We start from the raw sequence: 20,654 nt of genomic DNA, 5'->3' as shown, positions 1-20,654 counted from the left end.
GGTGAATAACCGAACAATGGTTACATAAGTATATGTACAGTGATCCTTGGAAAGAGCAGAGGTTTGCTTGGGATTGATCAGGGAAAAGAGGCGGTGATTATCCGCCTCTTTTTTTGTTTTAAAGGACTTAGAGTCATTGAATCGAGGCTCACTATTTCATGAATTGAAATCTGTGTATGAGCAGATGACTGGATACTTGTAATACTGCCGCAGCAGGATGAAGTAATCTGGATGATCGGGAGAGCTTTGACGCCAATCTTTTGCAGTCACTGCTCGTGCCATATGACCATGATCAGATGAGAGCCTATCATGAAATAGCTAACCCGTCTCTGTTTTGAGGAGACGGGTTTTCACCTTTTATTCTCCTATATCCGCGAATCTCTTAATTCGTACACCAATTTCATCACGAACTCGTTGAAACTCAGACCATTCTTTGCCAGCGGGATCGTCAAATCCCCAATGGACACGTGCTACATGTGGAGGAGTGGTTGGGCAAACGGAATCTGCATGGCTGCATAGTGTCACGATTAGATCGGCCTTGTTTAAAATATCAGGGTCAATGACATCTGATGTTTGATCGGAAATGTCTATGTCAACTTCATTCATCGCTCGAACGGCATTTGGATTCACACCATGGGCTTCAATCCCAGCAGAAAAAACATTCCAGGCGTTACCCAAGTATTTCTTTCCCCATGCTTCCGCCATTTGGCTTCGGCAAGAATTTCCTGTACATAAAAAGTAGATTGTTTTTTTGTTTTCCATGATGTACACACCTTTTCAGCTTCCATTAGGATATGTGCTGGCAAAATACTTGCGCTTGAACCATAAAGCTACATGAACCAATGCAATCATCACAGGTACTTCAACAAGAGGACCGATGACGGCTGCAAAGGCGGCACCTGAATGAATCCCAAACACTCCGACTGCCACAGCGATAGCTAATTCAAAGTTATTACTGCCCGCTGTGAAAGCAAGCGTCGTAGTAACAGGATAATTTGCGCCAATCTTTTTCCCCATATAGAAAGAGATAAAGAACATGAGAATGAAATAGATGAGAAGTGGAATGGCGATGCGAACAACATCAAGTGGAACGCTTACGATGTTTTCTCCTTGTGTTGAGAACATGACAATAATGGTAAAGAGTAGGGCAATCAAAGTCATAGGGCTAATTTTGGGGATGAATACTTTCTCATACCAATGTCTACCTTTCACTTTTACAAGGGTAAAGCGTGTCAGCATCCCTGCAAGAAAAGGAATACCTAGGTAAATAAACACCGATTTTGCCACTTCTGCCATCGTAATGCTAATGACAGCACCTTGAATACCAAGCCATTCTGGTATGACAGTGACAAAGACATAGGCATATACGGAAAAGAAAAGCATCTGAAACACAGAATTGAAAGCCACAAGCCCGGCAGCATATTCTGCATCCCCTTTTGCGAGGTCATTCCACACAATCACCATGGCAATACAACGTGCCAATCCAATCATGATCAGCCCCACCATATATTCTGGTTTATCTGGCAAGAAAATGATGGCTAATAAAAACATCAAAACCGGTCCGATAACCCAATTTTGAATAAGGGATAGCACAAGAACCTTAAGGTCTTTAAATACACGTCCCATTTCTTCATATCGAACTTTAGCTAGAGGGGGGTACATCATCAGGATTAAGCCTATAGCAAGCGGTATGGATGTTGTACCAATTTGTAAGCTATTTAATCCATTTGTGAAAGTCGGAAAGAAAGTTCCGATAATAATCCCTACTGCCATAGCAAGGAAGATCCAAAGGGTCAAGAAGCGATCTAAAAATGATAGTTGTTTCATTAGGCCTCCCACTTTGTCTTAGCAGCAAGAATTGGTTGCTTCTGTTTTTGAATCTACGCAGCAGGATGTGGATTCGATTTTAGGAACGTCACTGTCAGACTTTGTGTAGAAAAATTCCCACTCATTACCGTCTGGATCAGTAACCCAAAATTTATCCTGCACGGCATAACAACATGTCGTATTCATCTCGTCACGAGCGAAGAAGCCTTCTTTTTCTAGTCTTTCCTTATGAGTAAGGATTTCATTTGCACTTTCAACCTGGAATCCGAAGTGGTTAACTTGATTTCCGCTTACATCGTCCCGAACATTCAATGTAAAGTTTAGTCCTGGGGTTTCAAGCAAGAACTTGGCATAATCAGGTTTTACCTTTACAGGATTAACACCAAAAACCTTTTGATAGAACGCAATAGATTTCTCCAGATTGGTAACGTTAACGCCAACATGTACATACTTCATTTCAGAATCCTCCTTTGCAAACTATTAATCAAAAAAAATTGATGTAATGTCTAAAAAAATTAGCAGCAACTACCTTTGCCTGTTTTCCTGAAAATACAACAAAGCTCTTCCGATAAGAGATGATTCACTTCATCATCATTCAAATCGTAATAACTCCAGGTACCTTTTGTCTCTTTGATAATCAGGTTGGCATCCAATAATATCTTGAGATGATACGATAATTTAGATTGAGGCATATCAAAAACCTCGGTAAGGTCACATACGCATGTTTTACCTCTTTGACAAAGCTCATACATAATTTCAAGTCGCTTCTGATCGGAGAGAGCTTTGAATTTCTTCTCATATTGCTCCAATTTCTGTTTGATGTCGTTCATCGATTACAACCTCATTCATCAATTTTTTTTGATGATTTTATTATATGCACGGTTACCAAGAAGATGCAATAATTAAATCAAGTTTTTTTGATGTAAAAAATTTATTGGTAGAGACGGATTTGATTAATAATTGCTTTAGCTTGGAATTGATTGGGTAAAAATCGTTGAGGCACCTTCCCATTTATAAGGAGGTGCCTCGGCTTGTTATTTAGTATATTCCATGACTTCAAAGGATTGAATCTTGCTAAATGCTACATAATCTTTTCGAGCGGTGAATGGTCCCATATTGAAGTCTTTTTCAAACATGTAGATTTCCTTACCGTTACCGTCAGCACGTTTGTTGTACCAGTTGATAAAGTCTTCAATCTCAGCAGCAGTTAGCTCAAACTCTTTTTCAAGACCACTGATCATTTTAATAACAAGCAATGCGTCATTACCGGTTGGAGTTGGCTCTGGCTCTGGTTCAGGTTCGGGATCTGGAGTGTCCGGAGAAATAACCGCTCCAGTTTCATCTATGTCGATTGAATCTATCCAAAAATTCGCTTCCTTAACAGTAATCTCAACGCTATGGCGTGAATTCGTTAGTGACTCATTTACATATGTCACCCCATAAGCTGTTTTACCGTTTGAACGAATGTTTTCAATGTCTACACCGTCAATGTTTAAGTGATAGACACCAGAATAAAGATAGGATCGAATATTCAACTTTGTCCCATTAAAATCAAACTTTATCTTTTCTCCGACGGTCTTGTTTCCCATTGAGTTACTACTTGTCTTTCCAAGACCAATTCCTACATTTTTTGATTATTGGATTCACGTTCATGCCTAAACAGCAATATCATGATCAAGGGCATTTGCATAGTATGCACCACGTGCATTTTTTAACCTGTATTGGTGTTTGGAGTGAAGCATTTCGATCAGGGAATGGCTGCCTGTATTCCTGTAAGAAAGGGGGAACCCAATTTGGCCTGCCCATTTTTTCAGTCCGCAGTCGAATATGATACGGGAGGAACATCACCTTCCAGCATTACTTCTGCCGATTTTAACGGAGACGGTTTCATAGACTTGGCCGTAGTGGATAGTGGGTCCAATGATGTTTCCATTCTTCTAAACAATGGTTCCGGCGTATTTTCCGTATCACAAACGATCCCCTTCAGTACTTTGTTTCCTGGGTCTTTACTTGGTCAAATTGCAGCAGCAGATTTAAATGGAGATGGTTCTATAGATTTGGCTGTTACAGATCAATCTTCCAATAACCGAGTTTTTATCCTATTAAATAATGGGGATGGCACTTTTGCTGCACCTGTAGCCTACAGTACCGGTGTGTTTCCTGTTGTTTCCGAATCTTTTGCTATTGCTGTAGGTGACTTTGATGGTGTGAACGGTTTGGACTTAGCGATAGCAAATAGAGGCCAACTTGCAGGAACTAGCTTTATTACGGTCTTGTTGAATGATGGATCAGGTGTATTTAGCATGGCCCCTGGAAGTCCTTTTGACACGAACCCTGGCTTGGCCCCTTCTGATATTGTAGCGGCTGACTTTAATGGAGATGGCAGACTTGATCTGGCCACTGCCAATCGAGACACCAATGATGTAACATTGTTTAGAGGGAATGGAAACGGTACGTTCCAAACGCCTGGAGTGAGCTTCTCTGTACTTCCCGGGGGCTCATCCCCCAGTAGCCTAGTATCTGCTGACTTAAATGGGGATGGGTTTATTGATATTGCTGTTGCAAATAATGCAACGAGTAATGTAACCGTCTTTCTAAACGATGGATTCGGTTCTTTTACAGAAGCAACAGGAAGTCCCTTTTCCCTGGGTACGGATGCATTTCCTTTTGATATAACAGCGGCTGACTTTACTTGTGATGGATTCATTGATTTAGCTACCCCGAATGAAGGCTCTGATAACGTTTCTGTACTCATCAATGACGGGACGGGAGGGTTCTCGACACCCTTTCAGTTCTCAACAGGTGCAGGTCCGCTCAGTATAACAACAGCTGATTTTAACGGAGACGGAAGAGTTGACATTGCTACTGCAAACGAGGCTTCGAGCAATGTTTCTGTTTTGCTCAATGGATGCGTGCAGCCACCAACCTGCCCACCTGACATGGTAGTACCGTGCCCTATTGTAAACTATCCAACACCTGTATCTCTTTGCCCTGGAGTTACCGTTACCTGTTCTCCGCCTTCAGGATCCCTTTTTCCAGTGGGAGATACTAATGTCACCTGTACGGCACAAGATATATTTGGGAATACGGAAGTCTGTTCGTTTACCATCACGGTTATTGACGAACCTCCAACCATCACTTGTCCTGAAGACATCACAGTTCTTGTTTTACCTGGGCAAACTTCCGCTACTGTTACCTATGAAGTCACTGCCACTGATACTTGTGGGGTAATCTCTATTACCTGTCATGGGATCACACGGTCCTTTTCTCCTCCTGCCCCAATTGCAGTTGCAACTTTTACCATGGACTTTCCTGTAGGAATGACTGTGCTTACCTGCACAGCCAGAGATCAGTCTGGCAATATGGCCTCTTGCAGCTTTGTGGTTACCGTCACTTCTGGAGTCTCCAACAGTATTCAGCCAGAAATCATTCGAGTAAAAAAAGTGTATGATTGGGTAGTCATTCAATCTAATTTTAGGCTCATACTGGATTTAAATCGTAGTCATGATGATCAAGGAAATCAAAAATGAACCCGTCTCCTTACAAAGGGACGGGTTTTATTAGTTGTTTCTGGCTTAATGGATACTGCCTCATTTCTTTAATCGATAGGGAACCGTAGCGATTTTTACATCTTGGCGGGCAAATAAATACGCGCGGATTAATAAACTCGTCTGGTTATGAAGTAAGTTATGCCACCAGCGCTTGGTAATAAACTGTGGAATCATAACAGTAACATGATCCGTTTCTGCCTTTTTCCACTCAACCGTGTCAATAAACTTAAACAAAGGTCTTATGATACTACGATAATGTGAACGCAGGACAATCAAACGTACTCCGGGATTCCAGAGCTCCCATTTTTCCTCCATTTTTTTCATGTCTTCATCACTGAATCCGACATATACAGCGACAATGTCATCTGACAAGGATTGCGCAAAACTAATGGTGTTTTTCACCACCTGCGAAATCCCTGCCACAGGAATAACGATGACACTCCCTTTGGGTTCGGGTTTGTCTGTTTCCATATCAAGTCGTAGCTCATTTGCTAAATCTCTATAATGCCGATTGATCTTCCAAAAGATGAAAATGACGATAGGAAGGAACACAAAAATCGGCCATACCTGAGAGAGTTTTGTAATCAAAAAGATGAGGCAAATGGTAAGGGTCGTTAGCATTCCTAACGTATTGATAACAAAAGGGAGTAGCCACCCTGGGGGCTTTTTGGAAATCCAGCGTTTCATCATTCCGGCTTGAGACAAGGTAAACGGGATAAAAACCCCAAGGGCATACAAAGGGATTAAGTTTTCCGTTTCTCCTTTAAAAGCAATCACTAATAGTGCTGAAAGAATAGCCAAGAAAATAATCCCGTTTGAAAACCCAAGACGATCTCCCCGAACCATGAACATATTTGGCATAAATCTGTCCTTGGCTAACATAAAGGCGAGTAAAGGAAAGGCTGCAAAAGCAGTATTGGCGGCTAGAAATAAAATAAGTGCTGTAACTGCTTGAATCGAGTAATACATGATTCCTCGTCCAAAAACAGCAGAGGCGATTTGAGATACCACCGTTTCCTTTGGACTCGGTGAAATACCATATAAATAAGCCAACAGGCTAATGCCCATGAACATAATACCGAGGATGAGCCCCATCATGATAAGAGTCAATGCTGCATTTTTCGGTGCTGGGTCTCTAAAGTTGGGAATCGCATTGGATACGGCTTCTACCCCTGTTAATGCCGAACACCCTGAACTAAACGCTCTCAATAGCAGGAATAAAGTTATTCCCGGAACAACTGCCCCATATTCTGGGGGATGAGCTTGAACATTCCCAGCCAACCATTGAAACCCGCCGCCAAGAATCAATACGAGAATAGCGACAACAAACAAATAAACAGGGTACATTAAAATCGTTGCCGATTCTGTTATTCCACGTAAATTTAATACCGTAACGGTTGCAATCATGAACAAGGCAAGAAGAACGCGATGTTCATGCAACACTGGAAATGCCGAGGTAATAGCGTCTGTAGAAGCAGACGTACTAACAGCAACCGTTAGAATGTAGTCCACGAGTAAAGAGCCACCTGCAACCAGTCCAGTAGTGGTTCCTAAATTGTCCTTTGCGACAATGTATGCTCCACCACCTGTTGTATAAGCAAAGATGGTTTGACGGTAAGACAAAATGAGTATGGTTAAAAGACCAACAACCGCAATGGAGATGGGGATAGAGTACCACATCGCTACGGCACCCAAAGTAATTAACACGAGAAGAATCTGTTCTGTTCCGTAAGCGACAGAAGATAAAGCATCCGATGAAAGAACCGCCAAAGCTTTTACTTTATTTAACTTTTCTTCGGCAAGTTCACTTGATTTCATAGGCCTACCGAGTAAAAATCGCTTGAATTCTGAGATCATGTGTATTCCCCTATCTGATATTTCTCGTTAGTTTTCCCACTACCACAATAAAATTAGTCAAATGATGAAGGTCACTTACGAGTAAAAAAGAAAACGGGTTATTGCCCTTTAGCTTCATGCCTTTGGACAAAACCCGTTACCATCATCGTTCACAGAATACGTTGAAACAATTGAAAATCGGATGGAGTACGCCCTGCCATTCGGCAAAGTCTCAGATAACTGTACGCATATTTATAATAATGGCCATGCCTGCTTTCAACTAATGCTTGTTCCCAGTAGGAAGGTTCCAATGGATTCAACTCGGTTTCCATAATCATCGAATCGAAAGTAACTCGATTTTCCTCAAGTGTATTTGCATAAGCCAAGAGATCGATTCTTGCGTAAAAGCCCGGATCGAGATGGTCGTGTACATAATGGCGATAAGCTTGTTTCATTTCTACAATAGCGTGACCATGCGTAAGGATATGGCCTAACTGCATATCGCCTTTTTCCATTTGCAGTGGTCTTTGAAAATGATGGAGTAAGTCAAGCACAGTCTCGGGAGTCAGCTGCAATTTTACACCAGTATATGGTACGCCGTCAGGATCAATGACGATATTCTCTCCATTCACAGTAACATAACCAGGACCTGATGCTTTGAAGCTTCCAACCGTGTTCCTCATGGCATCAAACAATTCGGCAGTTGCCGGAATAGCGGAACGAGAGAGCATACTCAGCAAATAGAATGTGTAAATCACGTCATGACCAAGCGCATGGTATGTATGGTTCTTTTGGACAAGTAGTCTCATCATTTGAGCAGGAAAACCTTTGTATTCTTTGTTTGCCCGATACTGCTGTTCGTTTGCATGTTCTTCTACAATTTTAACAAGATGATTATGAATCAAATCTTCCAGCTTGGCAGGTACAAGTTTTTCTTCTAAGAGTTCAGTTAAGGCGATAACCGCACACGCCCAATGTCCTTCCCACACATTACTTTGTGACGATTCGATCATTTTTTGGCAAGCCCATTTCCTATAGGAATCGATATCCAAATCAATCACCTCTCAATCTGCTAGAGCTTATTCTTTAAAAGAAGGAACCTGAATACATGATGATAGAATAATACAAATACCATAATGTCAAAACTAAAAATTGACATGACACCATGTAGATGAGAGGTGTTCCTTGATGACAACAAGTAAAACGAATCCTAAGGTTGATGAATTTTTAGGCAAGGCGAAAACGTGGAAGGCAGAATACGAGAAGTTGAGAAGGATTGTCCTTGACTGTGAGCTGACCGAAGATTTTAAGTGGATGCATCCTTGTTACACATTCGAGAAAAAAAACATCGTTTTAATACATGGATTTAAAGAATATTGTGCGCTTCTGTTTCAAAAAGGTGCCTTGTTAAAAGATCCAAATGGGATTCTCATCCAACAAACGGAGAATGTACAGGCGGCACGCCAGATCCGGTTCACCAATGTGGATGAAATCATGGAAATGGAATCTATTTTGAAGGCCTATATTCAGGAAGCCATTGAAGTTGAAAAAGCTGGTTTGGAAGTGAACCTTAAAAAGCATGAAGAATACATCATTCCAGAAGAATTGCAAAAGAAAATGGATGAAATCCCTACCTTGAAAACTGCTTTTGAAGCATTGACTCCAGGACGGCAAAGAGCCTACATTCTTCATTTTTCAGCACCCAAACAAGCCAAAACGCGAGAGGCTAGGGTTGAAAAATGCATGCAGCAAATTCTCGATGGAAAGGGATTAAATGATTAGTATATTTGATGAGGAAATGGTGAAAAAGAGGCGGGAAAACTGCCTCTTTTTTGTTTTTGTATTCGTTTCATTACGATATTAGGAATAGTATACTTTTTCTATTTTATATAATGTCTGCTCGATGGTTGGGCACAGGTCGGCATCTACTTTGTAAAATTTCAAGCGGAAATACAAGCTCTTCAAAAAATTCTTTATATTGATTTTTTGTTTAAAGGCAGGAAGAAATTCGGAACTCTTATCCACATCTCCAAAACTTTGAATCCATTGCTCTACATAACTCAGGCTAAAGATTTTTCTATTCATAATACGAATGATGGCTGTTACCATTCTCTCATCTTCCCCATCGGAGTAAATGCGATCGGTGATGGTCATCTTTTCGTAAACCAAATCGAGGATGGTGATGAGGTCATTTTTATCCAGTTCGGGACATTGTGCTAATTCGTCTAGTACATCTGCTGCATGGGCTATGGCATGAGCCCAGCCTTTTTCTTCATCATATCCTCGGTAATCACGCTCTTCTCGTACGTTATAAAAAACTTTCTCTTTAATCGCATGGATGTTCTCGCTGGAGAGAAAGGGGGATTCTCTGTGCCTCATAAGAAGGAGTGGTATGACTAGCATGGAGAAAGAGCGGGTAAAGACAGAATCTGTATTTGTTTCACCGAGTCTAAAGAGCAAATGGTTTTGATCTAGAATGATTGGTATCAGTTGTTCCAGTTCGTTTGCAGTTAGAGAATTACCAGGAATCCAATGTGATAAGGTTGTATAAATGAGGTCATCTCGTAGTTCGGCATCCAAAGAACCAATGTGACTTATCATTTCTTGTATGAACTGGAATGTATCGGGTGGGGCTTGGTAGCCGTTTTCTTTAATAAGTATCAGCTTTTCTTTTACATTCATTTTACACGCTCCTACTCGAAGTTTTTCGAACTCCCTTTGCGGTAAGTGTCAGTTTAAGTTTCGATATAAATAGGTTATGAACCTCCTTGTGGAATTGCCAGACAAGAGACCCTAAGACACTCAACAGTTTGAAAAAAATTTAGAAGAGGACCGAACCTTTTTCCGAAAGAGAGACAATATAGTGTGTAAGCTTACTCAGGAGGGCCCTCTGAATGGAAAATGAAGAGATGTATCAATTACTTATAAAAATGAAAGAGGGTGATGAACAAGCATTTCATACGATGTATGATGCCACCTTTCAGGACGTATACCGGACCGTCTCCTTTCTGGTGGATCATAAGCAGGATCGGGAAGATGTCATGAATGAAATCTATATGCAAATGTGGACATCACTTGCTAATTACGATACGAACCGTCCTTTCCAGTTCTGGCTGCATGGCCTGGTAATCCGGCAAGTGCAGAGATTTCGGGTCAAGAGCTGGAGGAGATTCCGCATTTTTGAACGCATCCGTTCTTTCTCCCGGGAAGAGTCTTATTGGGATGAACATACTGCGTTGATGGATGGGAGGAACCAACTGATATCCCAGTCCATACGAAAACTGACCGATAAACAACGGGCAGTGATTATCTTCCGCTTTTATCACGACTATACTCTTGAGGAAATTGCGACGTTGCTCGATATTCCGTTGGGTACAGTCAAGTCCAGATATCATGCTGGCCTCCAGGCGCTTCGAAAAGACTTCAGGAATCTCCCCCTGGAAAGGATGGAAAAGATCAATGACTATTGAACGCAAAATTTATGAACATCTGCACGAAGAAGCAGAAAAGATGGAGTGCCCGCCGGCCATTTCCAAACGTATAGAACAATCCTATTCTCACTATTTGCAACGAAAAAGGAGCGCAATAACGATGAAAAAAAGATTAATTGGTGGATTAGTTGCTGCTGCGATTTTGATTCCAACCGCAGCATTTGCGGCCCCAATTGTGATTGATATGCTTACTCGAGCACCAATGCCTTCTGAACAAGTTAAGCTGGATGAGGCTGGGAAAGCAACACTTGAGAAGCTGTATAGCGCATTTCCCGAAACAAAATCGTTTGAGATTATCGATGCTAGCTACCTTGGAGACCCCAATGATTCAACCAAAAAGGTCCAACTAAGCATCGTTCTGCAGGAAAAGGGAGGAACCGGCAAAAAGCTTACCCTCCATACAAACGGTATTACGGATGTGATTCAAGACCTGACTCAAGAGAATTGGGAGCCTAAGGAGAAGCCGCTCATTACTTTACCCGAACAGGAAATCAAGGGGAAGGTAGATCAGCTCATTGATAAATTGTATGGCAACAGCAAAGATTACGAGGTTGCCATGGAGCAGATGGAGAACCCAAATGAAAAAACATTCATCCTGAATTACACCAAGAAGGGATCAGAAGGAGAGGGTTACCAAGTATTTGTTCACGGTAATACCATTAATCTTTCTCCAGCAGCTCCTGCACCGTCAAACAATGAAGTAGAAGGTTATTTCTCTAGAGATGGTAAGCCTGATTATACTGCTGATTACTTTTTAAGTGATGAAAAACTGTTTGCTTTACTGAAAATCACCCCGACAGAATTAAAACAAGAATTGGCAAAAGGTAAAACTGTTGTTGAGATTGCAGCATCTAAAAATATCTCGAAACAACAAGTGATTGATGTGATTGCAAAAACACAGGCTGAAGGACAACTTCAAGCTGATGGAGTAACGATCAGCGATGATTTACTGAAACAAATGATGAAAGCAGTTGAACCAAAAGTCATACATGTAATTGAACACAAAACAGAAACGGAATGGTAGTAATAAAGAAGAGGCGGGAGAAACCGTCTCTTTTTTATTACCCGTTTGTGGGCACCAGCGCAAGCTCGTTTATCATGAAAAATAAAGTTGTGCTTCCGCCTACGGGAAGATTCATCATGGTTACGTATACTGTAACGTACCATACCATTTGACTTCACTCTCAAGTCAATCGAAAGGAGAGGTCGACCGTGGCAATTGGACAGACGACTCGGGTCAGCTTGCCGTACCCCTCTACATGGGAAGTTCAAGCGAGCTTCGGTGGAAGACCCACCACGTTGGGCACATTGGTGATTTCCAATGTCTCGAATGGCAGGGTCAGTGGTACCGTTAATTTCCGTGGTACTCCGATTCCCATACAAGGGAGTTGGGATGAGAGGTCCAGGCAAATCACGATTGAATCACCTTATGCCAATTTTGTTGGCACCTTTGCTTACAGAGACGAGTTAACGCTAGGGTTGCGCCATTATGTATTACGAGGAAACGTTCGAATGAAACCCCCATCTATACGGGCAGGAGAAGTGGGAACATGGACGGCGGTCACTAATATGCCACTGTGAGGAAACAGGAGGGTCTTATCTACCGATGGATAGGGCCTTTTTTTATGCCAACATTAGGTGTTTTTTGGTGAAAAATTAAATATTTGGTAAAATGATAGAACGCGCACAAGACGAGAGAAGGAGAAAAAACGATGAAGAAACAGGCGGACAAGCAGACTATAGAGGCGTTAACAGGATTGCAAGAAAAATTAGTCATCCAATCAAAGCCGCCAGTACAACCGAAGCCGTGGAGTGAAATCGAAAAGCTGGCAAAGGCGGCTTCAGTTCACATCGACATTGGATTCGGCGGAACGGGTGTACTATTAAAAGGCGGCCTGTTGCTGACGGCAAAACACGTATCCAAAGGGAGAGTCTCCTTCAGAGCGAAAACGTACTCTCGGGATTGGTTAGACGCGACTCTGGTTGCGGAGCACCCGGGTATAGGAAAGGATGCTGTTGACCTGTCTCTGTATAAGATTCAGCGACCGTCTGCAAAATTGCCATTCCTGTCTTTGAGCGCCGAACCACTTGTAAGTGGTCAAAAGCTACTGACTGTCGAAGCGGAGTATACGGACTGTGCAGCACTTATCTGTTTCAGAATGGCTTAAAAAATGGGTATAAGCTTCAAGGACTAAGGGGTAAAATGAGGCACCTTCCTGTTAGAAGAAGGTGCCTCATTTTGTTATTTTCCGTCACAGGTAACGGCTTATTGCGTGATTCCCAGCATTTGCTTCATATCTTCTTGGGCATCACCAATCAATTGGATATGGAACAAGTCTTGTAGTACTTGCAAAACACCTGGCTGAATGAACTCAGGTAATTTTGGGCCAATCCGTATATCTTGTATCCCCAGGCTAAACAGGCCGAGCAGGATGGCAACCGCTTTTTGTTCAAACCAGGAAAGAACGATACTTACTGGCAGTTCGTTCACTTCACACTCGAAGGCATCGGCTAATGCAGCTGCAATCGTAATGGTAGAAACCGAGTTATTGCACTGTCCCAAATCGATATATCTTGGGATGTCGGTACCTGGTACGGTGCCGAAATCTACATCGTTAAAACGGAATTTTCCGCATGAAGTAGTAAGAATGACTGCTTCTGGCGGTAAGGACGTAGCCAATTCACGATAATACTCGCCGCCCTTGCCAGGAGCGTCACAACCAGCGATGACGAAGAAACGTTTGATCTTTCCTTCCTTGACTGCCTGAATGATTTCAGGGGCGATGCCGAGGACGGTTTTGTGATGATACCCGGTCGTCAATGTCAGTTCCGATTCGATGGAAACCTCAGGAAGAGACAATGCTTTCTCAATGAGTGGCGCAAAATCGTTATCTACAATTTTCGTCACATTTTCCAAACCGGTTATATCATACGAAAAGAACCGATCGGCGTAGCTGCCTCGAATGGGCATCACACAGTTTGTTGTAGCCAGAATGGCGCCTGGAAATTTCTCGAACAATTGACGTTGATCGTACCATGCTTTCCCGATGTTCCCTTTCAAATGAGGATATTTCTTCAGTTCGGGATAGCCATGTGCAGGCAGCATTTCGGAATGCGTGTACACATTGATACCTTTGCCTTCTGTCTGTTTTAACAGCTCTTCGAGAGCAAACAGATTGTGCCCCGTAACAACGATGCATTTTCCTTCTATTTTATTTTGCGAGACTGTGATTGGCTCTGGGACTCCGAAATGATCCGTATGAGCCCGATCCAAAAGCTCCATGACTTTTATGGCGGCTTTGCCTACTTTCATGGCCATTTGTAAATGTTCGTCCAAGTTAAAATTCACATTCGTCAATGTAAAATAGAGAGCTTCCTGTGTAATCCCGTCCACTTCAGGATCGATATAGCCTAGTTGACGAGCATGTGTTGCATAAGCGGCAATTCCTTTTAAAGCAAAAATAATTGTATCCTGAATACTCGCAAGATCTTCATTCTTTCCGCAAACGCCGATGACCTTACAACCACCTGATGGAGTCTGTTCACATTGATAACAAAACATGTATAATCCACTCCTTCGATTCAAGATTTCGCTTTGATTATAAGCGGATCGCCTGGAAGGAGGCTGTGATTAAAATCACAACGGGAAAAAACATTGCCTCTTATCATAGTGAATGAAGAAGATTCCCAAGTTGAGGGGTGTTGTTATGGTACGAAAATGGCAGTTGCCGTTACAGACGTTAAGTCTTACGGTCGGTTTCATGGTATGGGTCATTCTGTCATCGCTCATGCCTTTTATCAAAGAAACCGTACCCATGAGTGCAGGCGAAGTGGCGTGGGTGACAGCGATTCCAGTCTTGCTGGGATCGTTGCTGAGAATCCCCGTTGGATATTGGAGTAACCGATTTGGCGCGAGAATATTATTTAGTATAAGCTTTCTCTTGCTGCTGGCTCCTGTTTTTTATATTAGCCATGCGACCACTTATACAGATTTGTTACTAGGCGGGCTATTTTTGGGGATAGGCGGAGCGGTGTTTTCCGTTGGTGTCACTTCTCTCCCCAAATACTATCCGAAAGAGAAGCACGGTTCTATAAACGGAATCTACGGTATGGGGAATATTGGTACAGCGATAACCACTTTTGCAGCGCCAGTTCTGGCTAAATCGTTTGGATGGGCCACTACTGTACAGATGTTTATGCTATTGCTTGCGGGATTCGCTGTACTTACCTTCTTGATGGGGGATAAAAATGAACCGAAGGTAGTGACTCCTCTTGGTCAGCAGATCAAGAGTGTCTACAAAAATGAAAAGCTATGGTTAATCAGTTTGTTCTACTTTATTACGTTCGGTTGCTTCGTCGCTTTCACCGTGTATCTCCCGAATTTTTTAGTGAGCAATTTCCAATTGGATAAAGTAGATGCAGGTATGAGAACAGCAGGGTTCATTCTTTTGGCGACACTGGCAAGACCATTGGGAGGCTGGCTAGGAGATAAGTGGAATCCCTTCAAGGCATTGATGATTGTGTTTGTCGGGCTTGCCTTGTCTGGTATTGTCTTATCGTTTTCGCCATCGATTTTGATGTATACGGTAGGGTGCTTGTTGGTGGCGGTATGTGCCGGAATTGGTAACGGTGCCGTGTTCAAATTAGTGCCGATGTATTTCTCGCGACAAGCGGGGATTGTAAATGGGATCGTATCTGCTATGGGGGGATTAGGAGGATTTTTCCCGCCGTTGATATTAACGATGCTGTTTAATCTGACGGGGCATTACGCGATCGGTTTCATGGCGTTATCTCAGTTTGCACTGGTAAGCTTGGTCTTAGTGATGTGGATGTTTTATCAAGAGAAGCTGCAGCTCGCCGCCACCATTATGGAAAAGACGGGAGAGGCGATACTGATTACCGATACACGAGGAGTCATTAAAAGTGCGAACCATGCTTTTACGAAAGTGACCGGTTATGAGATGAAAGAGGTGATTGGCAAGTCTCCCAATATTCTAAAATCAGGCAGACAGGGTGCCGACTTCTATCAAAAGATGTGGGACTCGATCAAGAAGAATGGCTACTGGCAAGGAGAGATCTGGAATCGCCGGAAGAATGGAGATCAGTACCTCCAATGGTTAACAATCAGCGCGATTCTGGACGATGCAGGAGACGTCGAGTACTATGCGGGCATGTTCAGCGAGCTTGCGGAGCAAAGACATGGATAAAGAAGCTTGAATCACTTATGAAAAAAAGTCTTGGACGGACAAGTCCAGGACTTTTTTCGTGTAGAAAAGTATGTAGAGTTTGCTCACATTTGGCAAATATCAGGAGGGCAGTCATCACAATAAATCGCCTCTTTTAAATAGGCAAGGTCCTTAATCAAGATATGCCCCTGGGGAAGTAGATCGATGGTGTCCTGTTTTTTTAGATCGGAAAGCATCCGGTTGACACTTTCTCGTGTCAGTCCAATGAATTGTGCCAAATCGCGATTGGTAAGAGAAAGGTCGATGAGGATTCCTTCGGGGTGTGGCTTGCCGTACGTGTTACTCATGCGGATTAGCGTTGAATACAAGGCACCGATTTTGCCATTGAGTAGCAGATCACGAAATTTAGATTGCATCCGCCTGTTCATCAATCCCATCCAACGCAGGAAGTCTACGCAAAATTGACCGTTTTTGATGAGCATTTTTTCCAACTCTTGGCGCGGGATGATCCATATCTCACCCTCCATCAACATGGTGCCTGTGGAGGTGTACGTCAATTCCTGTTCGAACAGCCCGGAGACGCCGACTAACTCTCCTGCCCCAAATACTTGCAGTGTCAGTTCTTTTCCATCGTTGGTGTTTTTAGTGAGCTTAATTTGGCCCGAAGAAATTAAGAATAGCTGATCGGCTCTTTCACCATCCAAAAACAGAACGGCTCCGGGAACGAATTTTTTCCTAACAGAAAACGTTTCAAGGCTATTCACAAAATCGGAAGAAATCTGCTGTACAAACGTTGTGCCATTTCCGGTCATGTGGGTCCTCCCTACAACAAGGATACAAAGGTAACTCATTATATCATCCGAAATCGATGGTTTGGGAAGAGAAAATCGTCCTGATTATGGCAGTGGTGTGAGGTAAATCACAACCTGAGCTACGAGCCATTGCTACAATGACCTCAAGCGAAAGGAAAAAATGAGCAGCAGCAGGGAGGGTGTTGTATGAACTATCTATTTGCTTCCAAGGTGGCGAAGCGTGCTTTTATCATCATTGCTTGCTTGTTCGTCCTAAGTTACGTGGGAACACGTTTTTTCACGCATATTGATCTGGCGCTTTACGGCTATATGGTGGGGACACTTGTCTTTATTGGAGGTTTCCTATACCGATTTTCTGCGTGGGCAGATCGCCCGCCAACGAATGTCATTTTGAAAAAGGGGCTACGACTTCTCTTTCGTAAAAGCACGGCGAATACAACGGTAGATCATCTGGCTATCTATCGCTTTATTTGGAATCGGGGATGGTACCGCTGGACACAGCACATTTTGCTGGGATGGGGATGCATCTTGGCCGCGTTCGTCACCTTTCCATTAGTGTTTGGCTGGATGTATTTCACGATGACGGACAACGGCTACTATCAGGTCGTGTTCATGGGTGTGGATGTTCTGACAGTACAAGCGGATGGCTGGATTGCCTTTCTCTTTTACAACGCGTTGAATATTACTGCTTTTATGGTCATCAGCGGAGTAGTCATGGCTTTGTATCGCAGACACAAGAACATGCAGGCACGGGCTGAACAATCCTTTGTCTACGACTTTTTACCTTTATACCTGCTACTGTTTATCAGCATAACAGGCTTGATGTTAACCGTAAGCAACATGTTCTTAGGGGGCTTTGGGCACCCGGTCATATCAGTCACTCATCAATTTGCAGTGATTGTGACATTGATTTATCTGCCATTCGGAAAACTGGCTCACATACCGTTCCGTCCCATGAGTGTGTTTGCACGCAATTATCGCGAGCACTATGGCGAGCAGGAAATGAAAAAGTGCAAAGTGTGCAGCAATGAATTTGTTTCTGCGGAACAGTCAGCAGATGTAATCAATGTACTGGGTAAAAACGAAATGGCTTTTCAAATGGAAGAAGGATTCCACTTGGCTGAACTTTGCTTGCCGTGCCGCAGAAAATACCGGATGTTCCGTTTCACAGGAGTTCCTACGCACGAGATCAATGCCAGGGAGGCAAATCAACATGCCAAAGGATAAATTTTTAAAAGTTATAGAAAACAAGATACATCCGAACGAGAAATTGGTCAGCACGCACTGCTGCTACTGTGGTATGCAATGCGGGATGAACCTGCGTGTAGATACAACGACGAACAAAATTATCGGCGTGGAGCCACGGTACGATTTCCCTGTCAATCTGGGTAAGATGTGCCCAAAAGGGGTGACGGCTTATCAGCAGGTTAACCATCCGGATCGGATACAGCGGCCGTTGATTCGAACAGATGCATCATTAAAAGGCACGGCGGAAGGATTTCGGGAAGCGTCATGGGAGGAAGCACTTGACTTGATCGTTTCCAAGTTCAAGGAATTGCAACACAACTATGGCAAAGATACCTTGTCTGTTTACTCTGGCGTTTCCATGACGAACGAAAAATGCTACCTCACGGGTAAGTTTGCGCGGGTAGCCTTGCAAACCCGCTATATCGACTACAATGGTCGCTTCTGCATGTCCTCCGCTGCGGCAGGATTGAATCGAAGCTTGGGGATTGATCGCGGTTCTACCGTTCCCTGGACGGATATTCATCAAACAGACTGCTTGTTTTTGGCCGGATCAAACGCGGCCGAGTGTCACCCAACCAGCATGTTCCGTATTTGGGAAGTGCAAAATCGAGGCGGCTATCTGATCGTAGCCGATCCAAGGGAAACACCTTTGGCACGTCGAGCTGATATCCACCTGGATCTGCGGCCCGGTACAGATTTGGCACTGGCAAACGGAATCGTTCATCTCCTGATCAAGAATGGGCATATGGATGAAGACTTTATTCGAAATCATACGAATGGTATTGAAGAAACAAAAGAAGTGGTTGCTACCTTCACACCGGAGTATGTCAGCGAAATAACAGGGGTTTCGGTGGAGAAGATTGTGCGTGCTGCCGACATTTTTGGGCGGGCACCCGATGCGATTGTGATGTTTTGCCGTGGTGTGGAACAGCAGGCGAAAGGGACCGACAACGTATCGGCTTATACGAACATGTCGCTCGTCACAGGCAAGATTGGCCGTCCAAAATCAGGTGTTGCAACCCTAACTGGTCAAGGGAACGGTCAAGGGGGGCGGGAACACGGGCAAAAAGCCGATCAATTGCCTGGCTACCGCAAGCTCGACAATCCTGAACATGTGCGTGAAATAGCATGTGCCTGGGGCATTTCCGCGGAAGAGATGCCGCAGAAAGGTGTCTCTGCCTATGAGATGTTCCAGCTGATGAAGGATAAAACGATTCGCAGCTTATACTTACTCTGCTCCAATCCGGTTGTAAGTGCGCCAAATCTAAACCATGTTCGGGAGTCCCTGAAAAGTCTGGATTTTATGGTTTGCTGCGACTTTTACTTGTCCGAATCAGCTGAATACGCCGATGTCGTTCTTCCCGTTACGACTTGGGCAGAGGACGATGGAACGACTACCAATCTCGAAGGTCGCATCATTCGTCACCGTCAGGCACAGGAATGGTTTGCCGAATCCAAGCCTGACTGGTGGATTCAAATAGAAATCGCGAAAAGAATGGGGCGCGGACAATACTTTGCGCACTTGAAGTCTCCTCAGGATATATTCAATGAAATACGTCAGGTCTCCAAAGGCGGAATAGCTGACTACTACGGGGTCACCTACGAGAAAATTGATCAAAACAATGGTGTTTTCTGGCCGTGCCGCGAGGAGGGGGACGAGGGACAGCCCCATTTATTCCTGGATAAAAAATTTTATCACCCGGATGGCAAAGCCAAAATATGTGCGCTGCCTTACCGTCCGCCAGCAGAGGAGCCGGATGAAGAATATCCTTTGCGGCTAACTACGGGACGAGTTGTGTTCCACTATTTGTCCGGGAACCAGACAAGACGAATCCCGTTTTTGACAGACATGTATCCTGATCCTCTTCTAGAAGTTCATCCAAAAACAGCGACTCGTTATGGCATTGAACACGATGAGCTGGTCACTCTGAAAACGAGAAGAGGCGAGGCGCAGTACCGCGTGAAAGTAATCGAGGCAATTCGAGAGGATACGGTGTTCGTTCCGTACCACTGGGGAAAAGCGCAGTCTATTAATCTGCTGACTAACCCAGCATTGGACCCTTACAGCAAAATGCCTGAGTTTAAGGCGTGCGCCGCAAAAATCATCAAGCACAAACATGGAGGAGTTCGCCATGGGTAAACAAGTCTTATACATCGAAATGGACAATTGCATCGGGTGTCGAAGCTGCTTGGCGGCGTGTACACAGTGCGGAGGTCACGACAACCGAAACCGAAACTACGTACTGGATGTGGACCCGTTTATCAATAGACAAACGATTCCTCTCATGTGCTTCCATTGTGTCAATCCAGCTTGTGCCCGCAGCTGTCCTGCTCAGGCGATTCAAATCGCAGATAATGGGGCCGTATTGTCAGCTTTGGTAGAGAAATGCATCGGTTGTCAAAATTGTACGATTGCCTGCCCCTATGGGATTCCCAAATTTGATGAACAACAGAATCTCATGTACAAGTGCGATCTATGCTACGACCGTACGAAAGAGGGAATCCCGCCGATGTGCGCTTCGGTTTGCCCGACAAACACCTTGCAGTGGATTGAGGAAGCAGAGCTGGAAGAAAAACGGGCACAGATTCCTTTGGCCAATGGCAAATGGACTGCCAGCCACGACCCAGATGTGCTGGAAGGCGAAACCAATGTGAAAATTAGCCTGCCTGGCATTCTGCAGGGCAAACAGAAGCTATTCTAGA

20 protein-coding genes are annotated in these 20,654 nt (G+C 43.7%); 10 read left to right on the top strand and 10 right to left on the bottom strand.

Going from position 1 to position 20,654, the window contains the following annotated elements; translation table 11 throughout:
• Positions 1 to 357 precede the first annotated feature (357 nt).
• The 5 genes from arsC to ACQ5DJ_RS10225 form a co-directional block, all read right to left on the bottom strand.
• Positions 358 to 762 carry an arsenate reductase (thioredoxin) gene (arsC, locus tag ACQ5DJ_RS10245; RefSeq protein WP_429842375.1) on the bottom strand — a complete coding sequence of 135 codons (405 nt, stop codon included), beginning with the start codon at positions 760 to 762 and terminating at the stop codon, positions 358 to 360.
• 15 nt (positions 763 to 777) lie between these two features.
• Entirely contained in the window at positions 778 to 1,827 is a 1,050-nt protein-coding gene (arsB, locus tag ACQ5DJ_RS10240) for an ACR3 family arsenite efflux transporter (protein ID WP_429842374.1), read from the bottom strand.
• A gap of 18 nt (positions 1,828 to 1,845) precedes the next feature.
• Positions 1,846 to 2,283, bottom strand: a complete 438-nt coding sequence (locus tag ACQ5DJ_RS10235; RefSeq protein WP_429842373.1) for an ArsI/CadI family heavy metal resistance metalloenzyme — start codon at positions 2,281 to 2,283, stop codon at positions 1,846 to 1,848.
• Between the two features lie 59 nt (positions 2,284 to 2,342).
• Complete coding sequence (arsR, locus tag ACQ5DJ_RS10230; RefSeq protein ID WP_429842372.1) at positions 2,343 to 2,657, bottom strand: arsenical resistance operon transcriptional regulator ArsR; 315 nt, start codon at positions 2,655 to 2,657, stop codon at positions 2,343 to 2,345.
• Between the two features lie 204 nt (positions 2,658 to 2,861).
• Positions 2,862 to 3,416 carry a hypothetical protein gene (locus ACQ5DJ_RS10225; RefSeq protein ID WP_429842371.1) on the bottom strand — a complete coding sequence of 185 codons (555 nt, stop codon included), beginning with the start codon at positions 3,414 to 3,416 and terminating at the stop codon, positions 2,862 to 2,864.
• A gap of 144 nt (positions 3,417 to 3,560) precedes the next feature.
• Between ACQ5DJ_RS10225 and ACQ5DJ_RS10220 the strand changes: the two genes are divergently transcribed.
• Positions 3,561 to 5,357, top strand: a complete 1,797-nt coding sequence (locus ACQ5DJ_RS10220) for an FG-GAP-like repeat-containing protein (protein WP_429842370.1) — start codon at positions 3,561 to 3,563, stop codon at positions 5,355 to 5,357.
• Between the two features lie 60 nt (positions 5,358 to 5,417).
• On the opposite strand, the gene ACQ5DJ_RS10215 is transcribed toward ACQ5DJ_RS10220, so the two are convergent.
• Together ACQ5DJ_RS10215 and ACQ5DJ_RS10210 are read right to left on the bottom strand one after the other, a co-directional pair.
• The gene (locus ACQ5DJ_RS10215; RefSeq protein WP_429842369.1) at positions 5,418 to 7,235 is read right to left on the bottom strand and encodes an APC family permease; all 1,818 of its coding nucleotides are present in this window, start codon (positions 7,233 to 7,235) and stop codon (positions 5,418 to 5,420) included.
• Positions 7,236 to 7,384: 149 nt separating this feature from the next.
• Complete coding sequence (locus tag ACQ5DJ_RS10210; protein ID WP_429842368.1) at positions 7,385 to 8,275, bottom strand: hypothetical protein; 891 nt, start codon at positions 8,273 to 8,275, stop codon at positions 7,385 to 7,387.
• Between the two features lie 127 nt (positions 8,276 to 8,402).
• On the opposite strand from ACQ5DJ_RS10210, the gene ACQ5DJ_RS10205 reads away from it, so the two are divergent.
• Positions 8,403 to 8,996, top strand: coding sequence for a YdeI/OmpD-associated family protein (locus ACQ5DJ_RS10205; RefSeq protein WP_429842367.1), 594 nt, complete (start codon positions 8,403 to 8,405; stop codon positions 8,994 to 8,996).
• 78 nt (positions 8,997 to 9,074) lie between these two features.
• Here the strand turns inward: ACQ5DJ_RS10205 and ACQ5DJ_RS10200 are convergent, their stop codons facing one another.
• Positions 9,075 to 9,896 (bottom strand): DUF2785 domain-containing protein, encoded by an 822-nt coding sequence (locus ACQ5DJ_RS10200; RefSeq protein ID WP_429842366.1) that lies wholly within the window; start codon positions 9,894 to 9,896, stop codon positions 9,075 to 9,077.
• 212 nt (positions 9,897 to 10,108) lie between these two features.
• On the opposite strand from ACQ5DJ_RS10200, the gene ACQ5DJ_RS10195 reads away from it, so the two are divergent.
• The 4 genes from ACQ5DJ_RS10195 to ACQ5DJ_RS10180 all read left to right on the top strand — a co-directional run bounded on the left by ACQ5DJ_RS10195 (position 10,109) and on the right by ACQ5DJ_RS10180 (position 12,873).
• Positions 10,109 to 10,684 (top strand): sigma-70 family RNA polymerase sigma factor, encoded by a 576-nt coding sequence (locus tag ACQ5DJ_RS10195; RefSeq protein WP_429842365.1) that lies wholly within the window; start codon positions 10,109 to 10,111, stop codon positions 10,682 to 10,684.
• Positions 10,674 to 11,729, top strand: coding sequence for a hypothetical protein (locus ACQ5DJ_RS10190; RefSeq protein WP_429842364.1), 1,056 nt, complete (start codon positions 10,674 to 10,676; stop codon positions 11,727 to 11,729). The genes ACQ5DJ_RS10195 and ACQ5DJ_RS10190 overlap by 11 nt, the downstream gene beginning before the upstream one ends.
• Positions 11,730 to 11,917: 188 nt before the next feature.
• The gene (locus ACQ5DJ_RS10185) at positions 11,918 to 12,286 is read left to right on the top strand and encodes a hypothetical protein (protein WP_429842363.1); all 369 of its coding nucleotides are present in this window, start codon (positions 11,918 to 11,920) and stop codon (positions 12,284 to 12,286) included.
• A 131-nt stretch (positions 12,287 to 12,417) separates the two neighbouring features.
• A complete protein-coding gene (locus ACQ5DJ_RS10180) occupies positions 12,418 to 12,873 on the top strand; it encodes a trypsin-like peptidase domain-containing protein (RefSeq protein ID WP_429842362.1) in 456 nt (151 codons plus the stop codon).
• Positions 12,874 to 12,971: 98 nt separating this feature from the next.
• Here the strand turns inward: ACQ5DJ_RS10180 and hcp are convergent, their stop codons facing one another.
• On the bottom strand, positions 12,972 to 14,267 hold the full coding sequence (gene hcp, locus ACQ5DJ_RS10175; RefSeq protein ID WP_429842361.1) for a hydroxylamine reductase: 1,296 nt from the start codon (positions 14,265 to 14,267) through the stop codon (positions 12,972 to 12,974).
• Between the two features lie 145 nt (positions 14,268 to 14,412).
• On the opposite strand from hcp, the gene ACQ5DJ_RS10170 reads away from it, so the two are divergent.
• Positions 14,413 to 15,912: a nitrate/nitrite transporter gene (locus ACQ5DJ_RS10170; protein WP_429842360.1), complete on the top strand. Its 1,500-nt coding sequence runs from the start codon at positions 14,413 to 14,415 to the stop codon at positions 15,910 to 15,912.
• A gap of 83 nt (positions 15,913 to 15,995) precedes the next feature.
• On the opposite strand, the gene ACQ5DJ_RS10165 is transcribed toward ACQ5DJ_RS10170, so the two are convergent.
• Positions 15,996 to 16,703 carry a Crp/Fnr family transcriptional regulator gene (locus ACQ5DJ_RS10165; RefSeq protein WP_429842359.1) on the bottom strand — a complete coding sequence of 236 codons (708 nt, stop codon included), beginning with the start codon at positions 16,701 to 16,703 and terminating at the stop codon, positions 15,996 to 15,998.
• A 186-nt stretch (positions 16,704 to 16,889) separates the two neighbouring features.
• Here ACQ5DJ_RS10165 and ACQ5DJ_RS10160 point away from each other — a divergent pair, with 186 nt between their 5' ends.
• From ACQ5DJ_RS10160 to ACQ5DJ_RS10150, 3 genes are read left to right on the top strand one after another with little or no spacing between them, the layout of a single operon-like run.
• Complete coding sequence (locus ACQ5DJ_RS10160) at positions 16,890 to 17,930, top strand: hypothetical protein (protein ID WP_429842358.1); 1,041 nt, start codon at positions 16,890 to 16,892, stop codon at positions 17,928 to 17,930.
• Positions 17,917 to 20,091, top strand: a complete 2,175-nt coding sequence (locus tag ACQ5DJ_RS10155; protein ID WP_429842357.1) for a molybdopterin oxidoreductase family protein — start codon at positions 17,917 to 17,919, stop codon at positions 20,089 to 20,091. Before ACQ5DJ_RS10160 ends, ACQ5DJ_RS10155 begins: the two co-directional genes overlap by 14 nt.
• Positions 20,084 to 20,653, top strand: a complete 570-nt coding sequence (locus ACQ5DJ_RS10150) for a 4Fe-4S dicluster domain-containing protein (RefSeq protein ID WP_144612522.1) — start codon at positions 20,084 to 20,086, stop codon at positions 20,651 to 20,653. Before ACQ5DJ_RS10155 ends, ACQ5DJ_RS10150 begins: the two co-directional genes overlap by 8 nt.
• Position 20,654 lies beyond the last annotated feature (1 nt).

This window comes from Brevibacillus sp. FIR094, assembly GCF_050477165.1.
Classification (GTDB): Bacteria; Bacillota; Bacilli; order Brevibacillales; family Brevibacillaceae; genus Brevibacillus.
This window is presented reverse-complemented; position numbering and strand designations above follow the sequence as displayed.

What these genes read in the sequence shown, in the direction of transcription:
- ACQ5DJ_RS10160 (WP_429842358.1), top strand. Translation starts at nt 16,890, where the DNA reads ATGAACTATCTATTTGCTTCCAAGGTGGCGAAGCGTGCTTTTATCATC.
- ACQ5DJ_RS10195 (WP_429842365.1), top strand. Translation starts at nt 10,109, where the DNA reads ATGGAAAATGAAGAGATGTATCAATTACTTATAAAAATGAAAGAGGGT.
- arsC (WP_429842375.1), bottom strand. Translation starts at nt 762, where the DNA reads ATGGAAAACAAAAAAACAATCTACTTTTTATGTACAGGAAATTCTTGC.
- arsB (WP_429842374.1), bottom strand. Translation starts at nt 1,827, where the DNA reads ATGAAACAACTATCATTTTTAGATCGCTTCTTGACCCTTTGGATCTTC.
- ACQ5DJ_RS10155 (WP_429842357.1), top strand. Translation starts at nt 17,917, where the DNA reads ATGCCAAAGGATAAATTTTTAAAAGTTATAGAAAACAAGATACATCCG.
- ACQ5DJ_RS10205 (WP_429842367.1), top strand. Translation starts at nt 8,403, where the DNA reads ATGACAACAAGTAAAACGAATCCTAAGGTTGATGAATTTTTAGGCAAG.
- ACQ5DJ_RS10235 (WP_429842373.1), bottom strand. Translation starts at nt 2,283, where the DNA reads ATGAAGTATGTACATGTTGGCGTTAACGTTACCAATCTGGAGAAATCT.
- ACQ5DJ_RS10190 (WP_429842364.1), top strand. Translation starts at nt 10,674, where the DNA reads ATGACTATTGAACGCAAAATTTATGAACATCTGCACGAAGAAGCAGAA.
- hcp (WP_429842361.1), bottom strand. Translation starts at nt 14,267, where the DNA reads ATGTTTTGTTATCAATGTGAACAGACTCCATCAGGTGGTTGTAAGGTC.
- arsR (WP_429842372.1), bottom strand. Translation starts at nt 2,657, where the DNA reads ATGAACGACATCAAACAGAAATTGGAGCAATATGAGAAGAAATTCAAA.
- ACQ5DJ_RS10180 (WP_429842362.1), top strand. Translation starts at nt 12,418, where the DNA reads ATGAAGAAACAGGCGGACAAGCAGACTATAGAGGCGTTAACAGGATTG.
- ACQ5DJ_RS10200 (WP_429842366.1), bottom strand. Translation starts at nt 9,896, where the DNA reads ATGAATGTAAAAGAAAAGCTGATACTTATTAAAGAAAACGGCTACCAA.
- ACQ5DJ_RS10215 (WP_429842369.1), bottom strand. Translation starts at nt 7,235, where the DNA reads ATGATCTCAGAATTCAAGCGATTTTTACTCGGTAGGCCTATGAAATCA.
- ACQ5DJ_RS10150 (WP_144612522.1), top strand. Translation starts at nt 20,084, where the DNA reads ATGGGTAAACAAGTCTTATACATCGAAATGGACAATTGCATCGGGTGT.
- ACQ5DJ_RS10170 (WP_429842360.1), top strand. Translation starts at nt 14,413, where the DNA reads ATGGTACGAAAATGGCAGTTGCCGTTACAGACGTTAAGTCTTACGGTC.
- ACQ5DJ_RS10165 (WP_429842359.1), bottom strand. Translation starts at nt 16,703, where the DNA reads ATGACCGGAAATGGCACAACGTTTGTACAGCAGATTTCTTCCGATTTT.
- ACQ5DJ_RS10225 (WP_429842371.1), bottom strand. Translation starts at nt 3,416, where the DNA reads ATGGGAAACAAGACCGTCGGAGAAAAGATAAAGTTTGATTTTAATGGG.